A 15,453-nucleotide genomic window follows, 5' to 3' on the forward strand; every position below is an offset into this window, starting at 1 on the left:
GCTGCTGGGGGACCGGCTGCGGGGGCTGTGCTGGGGGCGCAGGGTCGGCCTCGGGCCCGTCGACGTCGATGCCGAACGCCGTCGCGATGCCGGCCAGGCCGTCGTCGTACCCCTGGCCGACGGCGCGCACCTTCCACTCCCCGGCCCGCCGGTAGATCTCGAGGCAGACGACGGCCGCCTCGGTGGTCAGGCCGGTCATGGGGAACTCGAGGTCCGAGCCGACGGTGGCGCGCAGCGGGAGCCCGCCGAACGTCGTCGGGCCCGATCCGTCGAGACTGGCCGTGATCGCGACCGTCTCGATGTCCGCCGGTACCGCGCGGGTGTCCACGTGGACGCCGTCGGGCGAGTACCGCACGCCCGGGCCGACGGGGTTGTTGAAGAACACCAGGTCCTGGTCCGATCGCACCCGCCCGGCAGCGGTGAGCAGCAGGGCGGACACGTCCACCGCGGCCCCGGTCACGGTGACGGTGAGCGATCCGGACGCATCGAGTGGGGCAGGGCTGTTCTCTCCCCGGCGAAGGCTCTGCACGACGGCCAGTGTGCCACCGGGCACCGACACTCCGCAGGGGTGAAGGCCCGCCCCGTCGCACACGATTTGGTTCGTGTCGGTGTGTTCCTTACACTTGAGCGGTTGTCCGTGGTAGGCGCATGCGCCGGTCCGGGCGACACGACCGCGCGCGTCGGGTCGGTATCCGCCGCGCACGCACATCCAGGTCATCGAGGAGACCCATGATTCAGCAGGAGTCGCGGCTGCGCGTCGCCGACAACACGGGTGCCAAGGAAATCTTGTGCATCCGCGTTCTCGGTGGTTCGTCTCGCCGCTACGCCGGGATCGGCGACGTCATCGTCGCCACCGTCAAGGACGCGATCCCCGGCGGCAACATCAAGAAGGGCGAGGTCGTCAAGGCCGTCATCGTCCGCACCACCAAGGAACGGCGTCGTCCCGACGGCTCGTACATCAAGTTCGACGAGAACGCCGCCGTCCTGATCAAGCCGGACAACGATCCGCGCGGAACCCGCATCTTCGGCCCGGTCGGCCGCGAGCTGCGTGAGAAGAAGTTCATGCGCATCGTGTCGCTGGCTCCGGAGGTGTTGTGAGATGAAGGTGCACAAGGGCGATACGGTTCTCGTCATCTCGGGTAAGGACAAGGGCGCCAAGGGCAAGGTCATCCAGGCCTACCCGGCGACCGAGAAGATCCTGGTCGAGGGCGTCAACCGCATCAAGAAGCACACCGCTGTCTCGGCCAACGAGCGCGGCGCGTCCTCGGGCGGCATCGTCACCCAGGAAGCCCCCATTCACGTTTCCAACGTCGCCGTCGTCGACTCGGACGGAAACCCCACCCGCGTGGGCTACCGCACCGACGAGAACGGCAAGCGCGTTCGGATTTCCCGTAAGAGCGGGAAGGACATCTGATGACGACCACCGAGAAGATCGTTCCGCGCCTCAAGACTCGCTACCGCGAGGAGATCAAGGACGCGCTGAACGCCGAGTTCCAGTACGCCAACGTCATGCAGATCCCGGGCGTGGTCAAGGTCGTCGTCAACATGGGTGTCGGCGACGCCGCCCGCGACGCGAAGCTGATCAACGGTGCCGTGGCCGACCTGGCCGCCATCACCGGTCAGAAGCCGGAGATCCGCAAGGCCCGCAAGTCCATCGCGCAGTTCAAGCTCCGCGAGGGCATGCCCATCGGCGCCCGCGTCACGCTGCGCGGCGACCGCATGTGGGAGTTCCTGGACCGTCTGACGTCCATCGCCCTGCCCCGCATCAGGGACTTCCGTGGCCTGTCGGGCACACAGTTCGACGGCAACGGCAACTACACGTTCGGCCTGAACGAGCAGTCGATGTTCCACGAGATCGACGTCGACAAGATCGACCGCCCTCGCGGTATGGACATCACCGTCGTCACGACGGCCACCAACAACGACGAAGGCCGCGCGCTGCTCAAGCACCTCGGCTTCCCGTTCAAGGAGAACTGAGCGTATGGCTAAGAAGGCACTGGTCAACAAGGCCAACAAGAAGCCGAAGTTCGCGGTCCGCGCCTACACGCGCTGCCAGCGGTGCGGTCGCCCGCACTCGGTGTTCCGCAAGTTCGGTCTCTGCCGTATCTGCGTCCGTGAGATGGCGCACCGCGGCGAGCTGCCCGGAGTGCACAAGTCCTCCTGGTGAGACGAGCACCCTGGTGAGCCGATCACCACCCGACAGGCCCGAGCCATCACGGCTCGGGCCTGTCGGCGTTCGGGGGTGGCGCGCCCGACCTGCACCACAGCACACAGGACGCCCCGATTGCCGGGATCCCGCCCATCCGGCCGACTCGTGTGCAGACACGCAGGTCCGTTTCACCGCACACCGCCCCCGCGAGCGGCATAGGCTGCCGCGGCAGGGGGTTCGAACGGCAGGGGGCTGCAACGTCAGGAGCGGATCATGGCGCAGGCAACGGACGCCGCGGCGACGGAGAAGGAACCGGAACTCAAGCGCGTCCTGGGTCCGGGGTTGCTGCTGCTGTTCATCGTGGGCGACATCCTGGGCGCGGGTGTCTACGCGGTCACCGGCGACATGATCGAGAACGTCGGCGGTATGGCGTGGCTGCCGTTCGTGCTGGCGTTCGTGGTCGCCACCCTGACCGCGTTCTCCTACCTGGAGCTCGTGTGCAAGTACCCGCAGGCCGCGGGCGCCGCGCTGTACACGCACAAGGCGTTCGGCATCCACTTCTTCACGTTCCTCGTGGCGTTCGCCGTGATCTGTTCCGGCATCACCAGCGCCTCGACGTCGTCGAACGTGGTGGCGGGCAACCTCCTGGCCGGCCTGCACGAGACGTTCTCCACCGAGGACGGCATCGGGTGGTTCGACGTGCCCACCGGCAGTACCGCGCAGTTGGTCGTCGCGCTGGTCTTCATGGGTCTGCTCGCGGCCATCAACCTGCGGGGCGTCGGCGAGTCGGTCAAGTTCAACGTCATCCTCACGATCATCGAGATGACGGCGCTGGCCATCGTGATCGTCATCGGGTTCGTCGCGGTGGGCAGCGGCAGCGCGGAGGGCGACATCGCGAACCTCGTCGTGTTCGAGGACCCCAACGAGAAGGGGTGGTTCCTCGCGGTCACGGTGGCGACGACGATCGCGTTCTTCGCGATGGTCGGCTTCGAGGACTCGGTGAACATGGTCGAGGAGACCAAGAACCCCGAGCGCATCTTCCCCAAGATGATGCTGTCCGGCCTCGGCATCGCGTGTCTGATCTACGTGCTCGTGGTCGTCGCGGTGATCGCGGTGCTGCCGCTGGACTACGACTCCGGCAGCGAGGGCATCCTGCTGCACGTGGTGCGACTCGGCGCCCCGGGGCTGCCGATCGACGAGATCTTCCCGTACCTCACGGTGTTCGCCGTCGCGAACACCGCCCTGATCAACATGCTCATGGCGAGCCGCCTGATCTACGGGCTCGGGCGTCAGCGCATCCTGCCGAAGACGCTCAGTTCCGTTCTGCCCGTGCGGCGTTCGCCGTGGGCCGCGATCGTCTTCTCGACGCTCATGGCGGTCGTGCTGATCGTGGTGGTCAACCGACTGTCCGGCAACTCCGTGGTGAGCGCGCTCTCCGGTACGACGGGCCTGCTGCTGCTCTGCGTGTTCGCGGTGGTCAACGTGGCGTGCCTGGTGCTCAAGCGACGACGCGCGTCGAACGGCTTCACCGCGCCCTACTGGGTGCCGGTGGCCGGCGCGGTGCTGTGTCTGTTCCTGGTGGGACCGTGGGCGCGAACCGACGCGCAGATGATCCAGTACCGCATCGCTGGCGCGATGCTGCTGCTCGGCGTGCTGCTGTGGGTGCTCACGCACTTCGTCAACAAGGCGACGATGGGCAAGTCGCGTTTCGTCGACGTCGACCGCCTGACGTACGACGAGCAGGCGAACCTCGGTGACCGCGTGCGCGACCGCGGGGACGACTACTGAGCGACGCCCGCTCGAATCGAGCTCAATCGAGCACGAGCCCCGACCCGCGGTGCGGATCGGGGCTCGTGCGGTGAAAAGCGGGTGTCAGCTCTCGAACAGGTCCGTCGGGAGCGAGCCGCCGCCGGGAACGGGCGGGACGACGGGGGGAAGGTCGTCGGGGAGGACCGTGATGGGCAGGTCGATGAGAGCGTCGACCGGGTCGCCTCCGTCGGTGCAGCTGGCCGTCACCGTGTAGATGCCGGGCTCGAGGCCGTCGATGTCGATGGTGCCCGTCGCCGCGGCGAGGACGGTCAGAAGGGTGTCCGTCGCCGAGGCGGTGTTCGTGTCGTCATCCACCTCCGTCGCAGTCACTGTGCACTCCACCTCGGTGCCGACGAACACGCCTGCGACGACGAGCGCTGTGCTGATCGACTCGACGCCGGGCGTCGGGACCGCTTGCACGGTGAGGACGGCCGCGGACGCGGTCCCCGAGGTCGCGAGAACCCCGGCGGCGGCTGCGGCGACGACGATTCCGGCGCGGCCGAGTGTGCGAGAACGAACTGTCATGCTGTGCTCCATCACGGGAGAAGGGGTCGAGCATTGGCCCGCTCACCATAAAACGAACCGGACATTCTCCATGTAACGAATGGCCAACAATGGCTCAGCCGACGCCGACGAGAGCGGCCCGACGCCCTCCCACCTGCACCGATTTGGTCTCCGGGGTCCGCGCCCGTAGACTGTGACGGTTGCCCGGGTACCGTCATGCCTGCAGACGACCCGTGTGACCAGGGTTTTCGTGCCACATGATGCTCGAAACACCCGCCAGTGCCTGCAGATTCGACCGTTCGCACTGGCGGGAGCGCAACCCCTGACCGGCAACAGTCGGTCAGGACGGAACACTTCGCGGTAGGCCCACGGCGGGACGAGCCAGGCCCCACTTCGGTGCGGCACCAGCTCGCTCGTGCTGTATGGGAACCCCTGCGAGAAAGGGCCATGAACTCTGTCATGACCATGACCGACCCGATCGCAGACTTCTTGACGCGTCTGCGCAACGCCAACTCGGCGTACCACGATCAGGTGAAGCTGCCGCACTCGAAGATCAAGGCGAACATCGCCGAGATCCTCAAGCGCGAGGGCTACATCTCCGACTACCGCTCCGAGGACGCCGAGGTGGGCAAGACCCTCATCGTCGATCTGAAGTACGGCCCCAGCCGCGAGCGCAGCCTCGCCGGCGTGCGCCGGGTCTCCAAGCCCGGTCTGCGCGTGTATGCAAAGTCCACCAATCTGCCCAAGGTCCTGGGCGGCCTGGGCGTGGCGATCATCTCCACGTCCACCGGTCTGCTCACCGATCGCCAGGCGGCAACTCAGGGCGTCGGCGGCGAAGTCCTCGCCTACGTCTGGTAAGGGAGGCCACCACAATGTCGCGTATCGGAAAGCTTCCGGTGACGGTTCCGGCCGGTGTCGATGTCTCCATCGACGGCCAGGACGTCACGGTCAAGGGTCCCAAGGGCACCTTGTCTCTCACCATCGCCGAGCCCATCGCCGTCGCGAAGAACGACGACGGTTCGATCTCGGTCACTCGGCCCGACGACGAGCGTCGTAGCCGTTCCCTGCACGGCCTCTCGCGCACTCTCGTCGCGAACCTCATCACGGGTGTGACCACCGGTTACACCACCAAGATGGAGATTCACGGCGTCGGTTACCGCGTGGCTCTGAAGGGCAACGACCTCGAGTTCGCGCTCGGCTACAGCCACCCGGTGCCGATCCCGGCGCCGGAGGGCATCACCTTCGCGGTCGAGACCCCCACCCGGTTCTCCGTCTCGGGTATCGACAAGCAGAAGGTCGGCCAGATCTCTGCCAACATCCGTCGTCTCCGCCGTCCCGACCCGTACAAGGGCAAGGGCGTTCGGTACGAGGGTGAGCAGATCCGCCGCAAGGTCGGAAAGACAGGTAAGTGATGAGCAACACCGCAGCCAAGCAGGGTTCCGAGGCGAACCCGAAGCGCATCCCGCTGGGCAAGGACGTCTCGACGCGTCGTCGTCTGTCGAAGACCCGTCGTCACTTCCGCCTGCGCAAGAAGGTCTCCGGCACCGCCGAGCGTCCCCGTCTCGTCGTCAACCGCAGCTCGCGTCACCTGCACGCGCAGCTGGTGGACGACCTGACCGGTCGCACCCTCGCCGCCGCGTCCTCCATCGAGGCCGACGTGCGTGCGCTGGACGGCGACAAGAAGGCGCGTGGCGCCAAGGTCGGCTCCCTCATCGCCGAGCGTGCCAAGGCCGCCGGCATCGAGGCCGCGGTCTTCGACCGTGGTGGCCACGACTACGCCGGTCGCATCGCGGCCCTCGCGGACGCAGCTCGCGAAGGCGGGTTGAAGTTCTGATGCCCACTACGAACACGATCCAGTTCATCGACGGAAGGACAGCCTGATGCCGGGACGTCAACGGCGTGACGGCGGAAACGGCCCCGCCGGACAGAATGGACCCAACACCGGAGGCGACAACCGCGGAGACAACCGCGGCGGTCGCGATCGCCGGGACAACCGCGGCGGCAACGCCCCGGAGAAGAACAACCTCGAGCGCGTGGTCGCAATCAACCGCGTCTCCAAGGTCGTGAAGGGTGGTCGTCGCTTCAGCTTCACCGCCCTCGTGATCGTCGGTGACGGCAACGGTTTGGTCGGCGTCGGCTACGGCAAGGCCAAGGAAGTTCCCGCCGCCATTCAGAAGGGCGTCGAAGAGGCTCGCAAGGGCTTCTTCCGCGTTCCGCTGATCGGTAGCACGATCACGCACCCCGTCCAGGGTGAGGCTGCGGCCGGTGTGGTCATGCTGCGCCCGGCAAGCCCCGGTACCGGTGTCATCGCCGGTGGCGCGGTGCGTGCCGTGCTCGAGTGCGCCGGCGTCCACGACATCCTCGCGAAGTCGCTCGGTAGCGACAACGCGATCAACGTCGTGCACGCCACCGTTGCGGCCCTCAAGGGTCTGCAGCGTCCGGAAGAGGTCGCGGCTCGCCGTGGTCTGCCGATCGAGGACGTCGCTCCCGCCGGCATGCTGCGCGCACGCGCCCAGGCAGCAGCAGGGAGTGCCGATCGTGGCTGACCTCAAAGTGACCCAGATCAAGAGCACCATCGGTCAGAAGCACAACCAGCGCAACAGCCTGCGGACGCTGGGCCTCAAGGGAATCCGCCAGTCGGTGGTTCGTGAGGACACGCCGCAGACGCGTGGTCTGATCAACGTGGTGCGTCACCTCGTGACAGTGGAAGAGGTCTGACCATGACCATCAAACTGCACCACCTCCGCCCCGCCCCCGGCTCCAAGAGCGCGAAGATTCGCGTCGGCCGTGGTGAGGGTGGCAAGCGCGGCAAGACGGCCGGTCGCGGCACCAAGGGCACGGGCGCCCGTAAGAACGTCTCGCCCGGGTTCGAGGGCGGCCAGATGCCGATCCACATGCGCCTGCCGAAGCTCAAGGGCTTCACCAACCGCAACCGCGTCGAGTACCAGGTGGTCAACCTGGGCGACATCGAGCGGCTGTTCCCCCAGGGCGGCGAGATCTCCAAGGATGATCTCGTGGCCAAGGGTGCGGTGCGCAAGAACCGCCTCGTGAAGGTCCTGGGCGACGGTGACCTGTCGGTGAAGGTGTCCATCACCGCCGACAAGTTCACCGGCTCCGCCAAGGAGAAGATCGCTGCAGCCGGCGGGTCTGCCACCGAGCTGTGATCGATCGGTGCCTCGCCCCCACCCCGGGGGCGAGGCACCCGCGTTCGTTCGTCCGATGGCCGTGGTGCGCGAGTCGTGCTGCGGCCATCGGTGTTCGATCTGCTGCACCGCAGCGGTGTTCGATCTGCTGCACCGCAGCGGTGTTCGATCTGCTGCACCGGCAGCGGTGTCAACGCCGCTGTTAGAGTTCGACGGGGTGCCCTCGCGGCACCCCGACCAGTTCGTGCCAGTAACCCGCCTTTGGAGGATCGTTGCTTTCCGCCTTCGTGTCGGCCCTCAGGACTCCTGACCTGAGACGGAAGATCCTCTTCACCCTCGGTCTCGTCGCGCTCTACCGCTTCGGTGCGACCCTGCCGTCCCCGGGCGTCGACTACGGCAACGTCCGCCAGTGCATCGACCAGGTCTCCGGCGGCGACTCGGCCGGGATCTACTCGCTCATCAACCTGTTCTCCGGTGGAGCGCTCCTGCAGCTGTCGGTCTTCGCGATCGGCATCATGCCGTTCATCACCGCGAGCATCATCGTCCAGCTCCTCACCGTGGTCATCCCGCGGTTCGAGGAACTCCGCAAGGAGGGCCAGGCCGGCCAGGCGAAGATGACGCAGTACACCCGCTATCTCTCCATCGCCCTCGCCGTGCTCCAGGCCACCGGCCTGGTGGCGCTCGCGTCGCGCGGTCAGCTGCTCCAGGGCTGCAACCTCGACATCATCGCGGACACGTCCATCTTCGGGCTGGTCACCATCGTGCTGGTCATGACGGCCGGTGCCGCCCTGGTCATGTGGTTCGGCGAGCTCATCACCGAGCGCGGTGTCGGCAACGGCATGTCGCTGCTCATCTTCGCCGGCATCGCCTCGCGCATCCCGTCCGAGGGCAAGGCCATCCTCGACAGCCGCGGCGGACTCGTCTTCGCCCTCGTGTGCGTCGCCGCGCTCGCGATCATCGTCGGTGTCGTCTTCGTCGAGCAGGGTCAACGCCGCATCCCGGTGCAGTACGCCAAGCGCATGGTCGGCCGCCGCATGTACGGCGGGTCGTCGACCTACCTGCCGCTGAAGGTCAACCAGGCCGGCGTCATCCCGGTGATCTTCGCGTCGTCGTTGCTCTACCTGCCCAACCTCATCGCCCAGTTGACCAACGCGAGCACCGCGGCGGACCCCAGTTGGTGGCAGCGTGCCATCAACACCTATCTCGTCAATCCGGCCAACCCGGTCTACATCGCGATCTACTTCGGCCTCATCGTCTTCTTCACGTACTTCTACGTCGCCATCACCTTCAACCCCGAAGAGCGTGCCGACGAGATGAAGAAGTACGGCGGCTTCGTCCCTGGCATCCGGCCGGGACGCCCGACGGCCGACTACCTGCAGTTCGTTCTCAGCCGCATCACGCTGCCCGGTGCCATCTACCTCGGCACCATCGCCGTTCTGCCCAACCTGTTCCTCGACATCGGTAACTCCGGCGGCGCGCAGAACCTGCCGTTCGGTGGCACCGCGGTGCTCATCATGGTGAGCGTCGGCCTGGACACGGTGAAGCAGATCGAAAGCCAACTGATGCAGCGCAACTACGAAGGGTTCCTCAAGTGAGACTCGTCCTCCTCGGTCCCCCCGGAGCCGGCAAAGGCACGCAGGCGACGCTGCTGAGCGAGAAGCTCGGCATCCCGCACGTGTCCACCGGCGATCTCTTCCGGGCCAACATCGGCCAGCAGACGCCCCTCGGCGTCGAGGCGAAGAAGTACCTCGACGCGGGCGATCTGGTGCCCAGCACGTTGACCGTGGACATGGTGCGCGACCGGCTCGCCGAGCCCGACGCCACCGGCGGCTTCATCCTCGACGGCTTCCCCCGCTCGGTCGACCAGGCCGACTCGCTGGCCGGGATCCTCGAGGACATGGGCACGACGCTCGACGCCGTCGTCTCCTTCGTCATCGACGAGGACGTCGTCGTGGAGCGCATGTTGGCGCGCGGCCGTGAGGACGACAAGGAAGACGTCATCCGGAACCGCATGAAGGTCTACCGCGACGAGACCGCGCCGCTGCTCGAGTATTACTCCGGCCACGGTCGCAGCGGGCAGGCCGGAGGCCGGTCGGGACTGGTCGTGACGGTCGACGCCGTCGGCGAGGTCGAGGACGTCAACACGAAGGTCATCGACGCGATCCAGGGCGACTCCTGACCCATGGCTTTCGGACGCAAGCGCAAGGTGGTCCCGTTCCGCAGCCCCGGTGAGCTCGACGCCATGGCTGCGGCCGGGGCCGTCGTCGGCGCCGCCCTGGTTGCCGTCCGCGAGGCCGCGAAGCCCGGGGTGAGCACGCTCGAACTCGACCGCATCGCCGAGTCGGTCATCCGCGACGCCGGCGCCGTGCCGTCGTTCCTGGGGTATCACGGCTTCACCGGCAGCATCTGCAGCTCGGTGAACGACCGCGTGGTGCACGGCATCCCGTCGGCCGACGACGTGCTGGCCGAGGGCGACCTGGTGTCCATCGACTGCGGTGCGGTGCTCGACGGCTGGCACGGGGACTCCGCGTGGACGTTCGGCGTCGGCGCGCTGTCGGAGGCCGACGCCGACCTCAGCGAGGCCACCCGCCTGTCCATGGAGGCGGGCATCGCGGCGATGCTGCCCGGCAATCGGTTGACGGACGTCTCGCACGCCATCGAGCAGGGCACCTACGCCGCCGAGAAGGCGCACGGACGCAAGTACGGCATCGTCGACGGCTACGGCGGCCACGGCATCGGACAGCAGATGCACATGGACCCGTTCCTGGCCAACGAGGGCGCACCCGGCAAGGGGCCCGAGCTGGTGGTCGGATCGACGCTCGCCATCGAGCCCATGCTCACCCTCGGCACCCACGAGACGCGGGTGCTGGGCGACGACTGGACCGTGGTCACCACCGACGGCACCCGCGCCGCGCACTGGGAACACACCGTGGCCGTGACCGAGGACGGGCCGAGGATTCTCACCCTCCGGCCCTGACCCCGGCCCCGCTCACCTCGCTCAGATCACGCCCAGTATCCGATGTGGGCGTTCGCTTCGCTCACGCCCAGTGGTCCGCCGGGACCCGCTCGCTCTCCTTCGGCTCACCCGGCGGCGTGCCGTCCCCGAACGGCCGCCCGCCGAGCGCCTCGCGCCCGTGGGGTGAGAGCCAACTGGACACGTCCGGACCCTTCGGCACGATGCCGGTGGGATTGATGTCGGTGTGCACCTCGTAGTAGTGCGACTTGATGTGCACGAAGTCGGTAGTGTCCCCGAAGCCCGGCGTCTGGAACAGATCGCGCGCGTACGCCCACAGCACCGGCATCTCCGAGAGCTTGCTGCGGTTGCACTTGAAGTGACCGTGGTAGACGGGATCGAACCGAGCCAGCGTGGTGAACAGGCGCACGTCGGCCTCGGTGATGGTGTCGCCCACGAGGAATCGCTGGTTCTCCAGCCGATCGCTCAGCCAGTCGAGGCGCGCGAAGAGCGCGTCGTACGCCTCCTCGTAGGCGTCCTGCGACCCGGCGAACCCGCACTTGTACACGCCGTTGTTGACGTCGTGGAAGACCTTCTCGGCGACGTCGTCGATCTCGTCGCGCAGCGGCTCGGGGTACAGATCCGGCGCGCCCTCGCGGTGGTACTGCGTCCACTCGGTGGAGAAGTCGAGCGTCATCTGCGGGTAGTCGTTGGTGACCACCTTGCCCGTCGCGATCTCGACCACGGCCGGCACGGTGATGCCGCGCGAGTAGTTCGGGTCGCGCGCGAAGAACGCGTCCTGCAGGCGGGGGATCTTCAGGACGGGATCCACGCCGCCGGGATCGAGGTCGAAGGTCCAGCTGCGCTTGTCGTGCGTCGGGCCGCAGACGCCCATCGACAGGGCGTCCTCGAGCCCGAGCAGGCGACGCACGATGATCGCGCGGTTCGCCCACGGGCACGCGCGGGCCACCACCAGGCGGTAGCGACCGGCCTCCACCGGGAACCCGTCGCGGCCGTCCGCGGTGATGCGGGTCTCGATGTAGTTGGTGTCGCGCTCGAACCCGCCGTCCTCCACGTAGGACCCGGACTCGCCGGACGATCCAGTGCTGTCGCTCATGGCGGTAACTTACCCGGGCGCAGGCAAATCCATCGCGATGGCGACGCCGAGTTCGGTGAAACCCACCGCCCGGCCGAAGAGTCGGGCGCCCGCGTCGTCGAGTCCGACGCGCAGTTGCGGGATCAGGCCGGAGTCGATGGCGTCGTTGGTGGCCAGCCGCGCCGCCGTCAGGCCGAACCCGCGACGGCGGTGCGAGGGCACGGTGACGGCGACGGTGTCGGCCAGGAATCCCTGCCATTCCACGTAGCCCGACGCCGCAACGGGGACGGCGTCGTCCTCGCCGGCGGTGTCGTCGAAGACGGTGACCCAGGTGGTGGCGTCGGCGGCGCGGGCCGCGACGGCGTCGTCGGGCGGGGTGGTGGACAGCACGCGTTCGGTTTCGCGACGCGAGTGCGAGAGCAGCGGGTGCTCGACGCCGACGTCGGTGCCCACCTCGTCGAGGTAGGCGAGGACGAGCGGACCGGAACAGCGACCACGACGCGGCCCGACGACGTCCGCGAGCCCGTCCCGCGTCGCCAACACGTCCGGTGGCACGTCCTGTGCCCGGTCGATCACGTCGGCCGGCCCGACCAGGACGGCGTGGCCGTCGAGAACGACGAAGCGGACCCGGGTGGCGTCGTCGTCGACGAGGACGGTGCGGGGTTCGGAGGCCGGTCGAAACGTACCGTCCGGGAGGCCGAGGTCGCGAGCCCAGGCGAGGCGCACGATGTCGATCTGGTGGCTGTTCATCGGGATCCAGGCTAGTCGGACGGGTGTGGCATGCTGCGGTCCATGACCCCACCCGCCACGCCCCTCCGTCTCGAGCGCAGCACCACGGCCGCCGGTGCCGAGGTGGCGGTGCTGACGCTGCAGAACGGTGCGCTGAACCTGTTCGACCAGCCGATGTTCGACGCGATCGAGGCCGCCGTGGCGGACCTGGTGGCGTCGCCGCCGCGCGGGGTGCTGCTGCGCGCGGAGGGCAAGGTGGTCTCGGGCGGGGTCGACGTCCACGTGTTCGAGGGACTGTCGGCGTCCGAGGGCGCGCAGTTGTGGCAGGGCTTGTTCGACCGCGTCGCGCACCCGCTCGAGGACCTGCCGTGTCCGGTGATCTTCGCGGCGCACGGGCTGACGCTGACGGCGGCGTTGGAGATCGCGCTGGCGTGCGACATCATCCTGGCGGCGCCGCGGGCCAAGTTCGGGTTGGTCGAAACGGTGGTGGGGTTGACGCCGTCGATGGGCGGTCCGCAGCGCATGGCGGAGCGCGCGGGCAGTGGCCGGGCGCGGGAGTTCGTGATGACCGGCGACCTCTACTCGGCCGAGACGCTGCGCGAGTGGGGTGTGGTGAACCAGGTGCACAAGAACCTGGACGAGGCCGCGACGGCGCTGCTGCACCGGCTGGCCGACGGCCCCACCCGCGCGCACGCGGCCACCAAGCAGATCGTGGGCGCGTGGCGTTCCGGCGGTGTGCGGCATGCGGATTCGATCACGCCGGAGGTGTCCGGCGCGCTGTTCGAGACGGACGATCTGCGGGGTGCGGTGCGCAGCTTCCTGGACGTCGGGCCGGGGAAGGCCACCTACACCGGTCGCTGATCGACCAGCGCGTACCGCAGTGACGTGAGCAGGTCGGCGTCGGCGCCGAGCCAGTCGAGGTAGTTGTCGAAGGACCCGTGCGCGGCGTCGGTGGCCTCGAGCCCGGCCCGCAGGTACTCCTCCCGGACGCCGAGCAGGTCGTCCGCGATGTCCTCGGCCGGAACACCGTGCGACAGAATGTGATTGCGCAGAGCGGGCACCGCGTCGTTGCTGCGGAGGTAGTCGGCGAGGATGTCCTCGTCGGTGACGCCGGCGGCGCGCAGCACCGTCGCCACGGTCCAGCCGGCGCGGTCCTTGCCCGCGGCGCAGTGCACCAGCACGGTGCCCTCCCCGGCGGCGACGGTGCGCAGCACCGTTCCGACCGCGATGCGTGCGCCGGGCCGGGTGGGGAACGCGCGGTAGGTGTCGAGCAGGTAGCCGCGGGCGTCGACGACGCGACGGTCGGGTTCGTGTGGCGCGGAACGGGCTTCGGCCGGCGCCGGCTCGGTGTCGGGTTCGACCGCCACGGCGTCGACGAACGGGACTGCGTGCACACGGACCGACGGCGGCGTGCGATCGGAGCCGGACCGCTCCACCTCGGCGGCGCCGCGGAAGTCGAAGACGTCGCGGACGCCGAGGCGCTCGAGGCCCGTGCGGCCGGCGTCGGTGAGGCGGGTCAGTTCCGACGACCGGAGCAGGACTCCCGGCCGGATCCGGCCGTCGTCACGCGTCGTCAGGCCGCCCACGCCGCGGACGTTCCAGGCACCGTCGAGCAGGTCGGCAGGGGAGTCGGTCACTCCCCGACCGTAGCGGGGCCGCTGACACTCGCCATCCACGAGGCGACGACGGGCCCGACTTCGAGCAGCGCGTCGCTGGACAGCAGCTCGCCGTGGCGGAAGGGGACCTCGGCGGTGCGCACCCGTCCGGTGCACCGGGCGCGCCAGAAGTCCGACGTGCGCACCAGGTGGGCCGCGGTCACCGCGGAGTCGATCACCAGCACGTCGGTCCCGACCGGTGCCGGGACGTGGCCGACGAGGAGATCGTGGACGCGCACCATCGCCGTCGCCACCCGCTGCGCCTGCGCGTCGGTGAGGGACAGCTGATCGCCGCCCACGGTGTGCCAGACGGTCGCCAGGTCGTCGGGACCGAGGTCCGTGACGCCGGCCGGGCGTGGATCGGGACCGCCGAACGTCGCCTCGCTCCGGGCCCGCGCGACCGGGCCGTCCGGGTCGGGGCCGTGCACCGGGTCGAGCAGGACCAGGGAGGCGACGCTCCGACCGCGCTCGGCCAGAGCCGCCGTGATTGCCTGCGCGAGAACGCCTCCCACCGACCAGCCGAGAAGGTGGCAGGGACCGGGTGCGTCGACGGCCGCGATCTCGTCCGCATAGCGCTGCACCAGATCGGCGAGGGTCGTCGGACGGAACGACGGGTCCACGAGCGCCGGAGTCTGCACTCCCCACACCGTCGTCCGGGGGTCGAGATACCGGCTCAGCTCGAGGTACGGCCAGGCCAGCCCCATCATCGGGTGGATGCAGAACAGGGTCGAGGATCCGTCGCCGTCCGCGAGGCGCACCACCGCATCGGAGGCCCCGGCCAGGTCCTCGATCGTCGCGAGGAGGGCGGCGATCACGTCGTGACCGCGTCCTCGGTGGCGGGACAGTCGATCGAGCAGGTCGCGGTGAGTGACGGTGACCGGCCTCGTCGCCACCCCCGGGCGATGCGCGACGACGGCCGCGGAGTCCGGCCGGAGCGATGCGCGGCGGTCGGCGTCGGTCAGCGGCCCGCGTCGGCGGCGCGCGATGGACTCCTCCGCTTCCCGGTCCCCGAGAATCAGACGCGGCAGCCAGGGGGCGACGGCGGCGAGCCCGCCCGCGTCGGCGTCGGTCGTGAGGATCCACGCCGCGTGGCACGCGTCGAGTGCGGCGAGCACTCGCTCGGCCGGTTCGTCGGGATCGACGAGCGTCGCGGCCGCGCCCGACGCCGTCGTCGCCCGGATGCCGAGAACCCGGTCCGGCCGGGATCGCATCGCGACGGCGACGACGTCGCCGGGACCTGCGCCGCACGCCACCAGCTCGCGGGCGATGCGGTGCGCGCGGTCGTCGGCCTGATCGTCCGCGTGTCCGCCGCCAGGGGAGTCGAGGGAGTCGAGGAGGTCGGGGAGGAGGCCCGGGTCGGTGATCGGGGGCGCAGCCTGGGGACGCGGGGTGGGTTCGGGACGGGGTGCGGGTTG

21 protein-coding genes are annotated in these 15,453 nt (G+C 68.9%); 15 read left to right on the plus strand and 6 right to left on the minus strand.

Annotated features, from left to right (window positions below):
* A partial coding sequence (locus tag HQ603_RS18340) for a TerD family protein (RefSeq protein WP_222686200.1) occupies window positions 1-538 on the minus strand: 538 nt, incomplete at its 3' end.
* A gap of 191 nt (window positions 539-729) precedes the next feature.
* Between HQ603_RS18340 and rplN the strand changes: the two genes are divergently transcribed.
* The 5 genes from rplN (at window position 730) to HQ603_RS18365 (ending at window position 3,937) form a co-directional block, all read left to right on the plus strand.
* The gene (rplN, locus tag HQ603_RS18345; RefSeq protein ID WP_068099627.1) at window positions 730-1,098 is read left to right on the plus strand and encodes a 50S ribosomal protein L14; all 369 of its coding nucleotides are present in this window, start codon (window positions 730-732) and stop codon (window positions 1,096-1,098) included.
* A gap of 1 nt (window position 1,099) precedes the next feature.
* Window positions 1,100-1,414, plus strand: coding sequence for a 50S ribosomal protein L24 (gene rplX / locus HQ603_RS18350; protein ID WP_222686186.1), 315 nt, complete (start codon window positions 1,100-1,102; stop codon window positions 1,412-1,414).
* Window positions 1,414-1,977 (plus strand): 50S ribosomal protein L5, encoded by a 564-nt coding sequence (rplE, locus tag HQ603_RS18355; RefSeq protein WP_068099629.1) that lies wholly within the window; start codon window positions 1,414-1,416, stop codon window positions 1,975-1,977. Before rplX ends, rplE begins: the two co-directional genes overlap by 1 nt.
* 4 nt (window positions 1,978-1,981) lie before the next feature.
* Entirely contained in the window at window positions 1,982-2,167 is a 186-nt protein-coding gene (locus HQ603_RS18360) for a type Z 30S ribosomal protein S14 (RefSeq protein ID WP_027504665.1), read from the plus strand.
* 255 nt (window positions 2,168-2,422) lie between these two features.
* On the plus strand, window positions 2,423-3,937 hold the full coding sequence (locus HQ603_RS18365) for an APC family permease (protein ID WP_222686187.1): 1,515 nt from the start codon (window positions 2,423-2,425) through the stop codon (window positions 3,935-3,937).
* Window positions 3,938-4,021: 84 nt separating this feature from the next.
* Here the strand turns inward: HQ603_RS18365 and HQ603_RS18370 are convergent, their stop codons facing one another.
* Entirely contained in the window at window positions 4,022-4,483 is a 462-nt protein-coding gene (locus HQ603_RS18370) for a hypothetical protein (RefSeq protein WP_222686188.1), read from the minus strand.
* A 438-nt stretch (window positions 4,484-4,921) separates the two neighbouring features.
* Here HQ603_RS18370 and rpsH point away from each other — a divergent pair, with 438 nt between their 5' ends.
* The 9 genes from rpsH (at window position 4,922) to map (ending at window position 10,582) form a co-directional block, all read left to right on the plus strand.
* Window positions 4,922-5,320, plus strand: a complete 399-nt coding sequence (gene rpsH / locus HQ603_RS18375) for a 30S ribosomal protein S8 (RefSeq protein ID WP_068104929.1) — start codon at window positions 4,922-4,924, stop codon at window positions 5,318-5,320.
* Window positions 5,321-5,334: 14 nt separating this feature from the next.
* On the plus strand, window positions 5,335-5,874 hold the full coding sequence (gene rplF, locus HQ603_RS18380; RefSeq protein ID WP_222686189.1) for a 50S ribosomal protein L6: 540 nt from the start codon (window positions 5,335-5,337) through the stop codon (window positions 5,872-5,874).
* Window positions 5,874-6,296 carry a 50S ribosomal protein L18 gene (gene rplR / locus HQ603_RS18385; protein ID WP_068099633.1) on the plus strand — a complete coding sequence of 141 codons (423 nt, stop codon included), beginning with the start codon at window positions 5,874-5,876 and terminating at the stop codon, window positions 6,294-6,296. Before rplF ends, rplR begins: the two co-directional genes overlap by 1 nt.
* A gap of 46 nt (window positions 6,297-6,342) precedes the next feature.
* Complete coding sequence (gene rpsE, locus HQ603_RS18390; RefSeq protein WP_068099634.1) at window positions 6,343-7,008, plus strand: 30S ribosomal protein S5; 666 nt, start codon at window positions 6,343-6,345, stop codon at window positions 7,006-7,008.
* On the plus strand, window positions 7,001-7,180 hold the full coding sequence (rpmD, locus tag HQ603_RS18395) for a 50S ribosomal protein L30 (protein WP_222686190.1): 180 nt from the start codon (window positions 7,001-7,003) through the stop codon (window positions 7,178-7,180). Before rpsE ends, rpmD begins: the two co-directional genes overlap by 8 nt.
* Before the next feature lie 2 nt (window positions 7,181-7,182).
* Complete coding sequence (gene rplO / locus HQ603_RS18400; protein ID WP_222686191.1) at window positions 7,183-7,626, plus strand: 50S ribosomal protein L15; 444 nt, start codon at window positions 7,183-7,185, stop codon at window positions 7,624-7,626.
* 251 nt (window positions 7,627-7,877) lie between these two features.
* Window positions 7,878-9,200, plus strand: coding sequence for a preprotein translocase subunit SecY (secY, locus tag HQ603_RS18405; RefSeq protein ID WP_222686192.1), 1,323 nt, complete (start codon window positions 7,878-7,880; stop codon window positions 9,198-9,200).
* On the plus strand, window positions 9,197-9,784 hold the full coding sequence (locus HQ603_RS18410) for an adenylate kinase (protein WP_222686193.1): 588 nt from the start codon (window positions 9,197-9,199) through the stop codon (window positions 9,782-9,784). Before secY ends, HQ603_RS18410 begins: the two co-directional genes overlap by 4 nt.
* Window positions 9,785-9,787: 3 nt before the next feature.
* Complete coding sequence (gene map, locus HQ603_RS18415; protein WP_222686194.1) at window positions 9,788-10,582, plus strand: type I methionyl aminopeptidase; 795 nt, start codon at window positions 9,788-9,790, stop codon at window positions 10,580-10,582.
* A 61-nt stretch (window positions 10,583-10,643) separates the two neighbouring features.
* Here the strand turns inward: map and HQ603_RS18420 are convergent, their stop codons facing one another.
* Together HQ603_RS18420 and HQ603_RS18425 are read right to left on the minus strand one after the other, a co-directional pair.
* Window positions 10,644-11,675: a glutathione S-transferase family protein gene (locus tag HQ603_RS18420; protein ID WP_222686195.1), complete on the minus strand. Its 1,032-nt coding sequence runs from the start codon at window positions 11,673-11,675 to the stop codon at window positions 10,644-10,646.
* A gap of 9 nt (window positions 11,676-11,684) precedes the next feature.
* Window positions 11,685-12,404 carry a GNAT family N-acetyltransferase gene (locus HQ603_RS18425; RefSeq protein ID WP_222686196.1) on the minus strand — a complete coding sequence of 240 codons (720 nt, stop codon included), beginning with the start codon at window positions 12,402-12,404 and terminating at the stop codon, window positions 11,685-11,687.
* Between the two features lie 42 nt (window positions 12,405-12,446).
* Here HQ603_RS18425 and HQ603_RS18430 point away from each other — a divergent pair, with 42 nt between their 5' ends.
* Window positions 12,447-13,244, plus strand: coding sequence for an enoyl-CoA hydratase/isomerase family protein (locus HQ603_RS18430; RefSeq protein WP_222686197.1), 798 nt, complete (start codon window positions 12,447-12,449; stop codon window positions 13,242-13,244).
* Here the strand turns inward: HQ603_RS18430 and HQ603_RS18435 are convergent.
* The gene (locus tag HQ603_RS18435; RefSeq protein ID WP_222686198.1) at window positions 13,229-14,020 is read right to left on the minus strand and encodes a tyrosine-protein phosphatase; all 792 of its coding nucleotides are present in this window, start codon (window positions 14,018-14,020) and stop codon (window positions 13,229-13,231) included. The two genes, HQ603_RS18430 and HQ603_RS18435, sit on opposite strands and share 16 nt — an antisense overlap.
* A partial coding sequence (locus tag HQ603_RS18440; RefSeq protein WP_222686199.1) for a thioesterase domain-containing protein occupies window positions 14,017-15,453 on the minus strand: 1,437 nt, incomplete at its 5' end. The genes HQ603_RS18435 and HQ603_RS18440, both read right to left, overlap by 4 nt.

Origin of the sequence: Rhodococcoides corynebacterioides (genome assembly GCF_019834675.1) — a bacterium.
Classification (GTDB): Bacteria; Actinomycetota; Actinomycetes; order Mycobacteriales; family Mycobacteriaceae; genus Rhodococcoides; species Rhodococcoides corynebacterioides_A.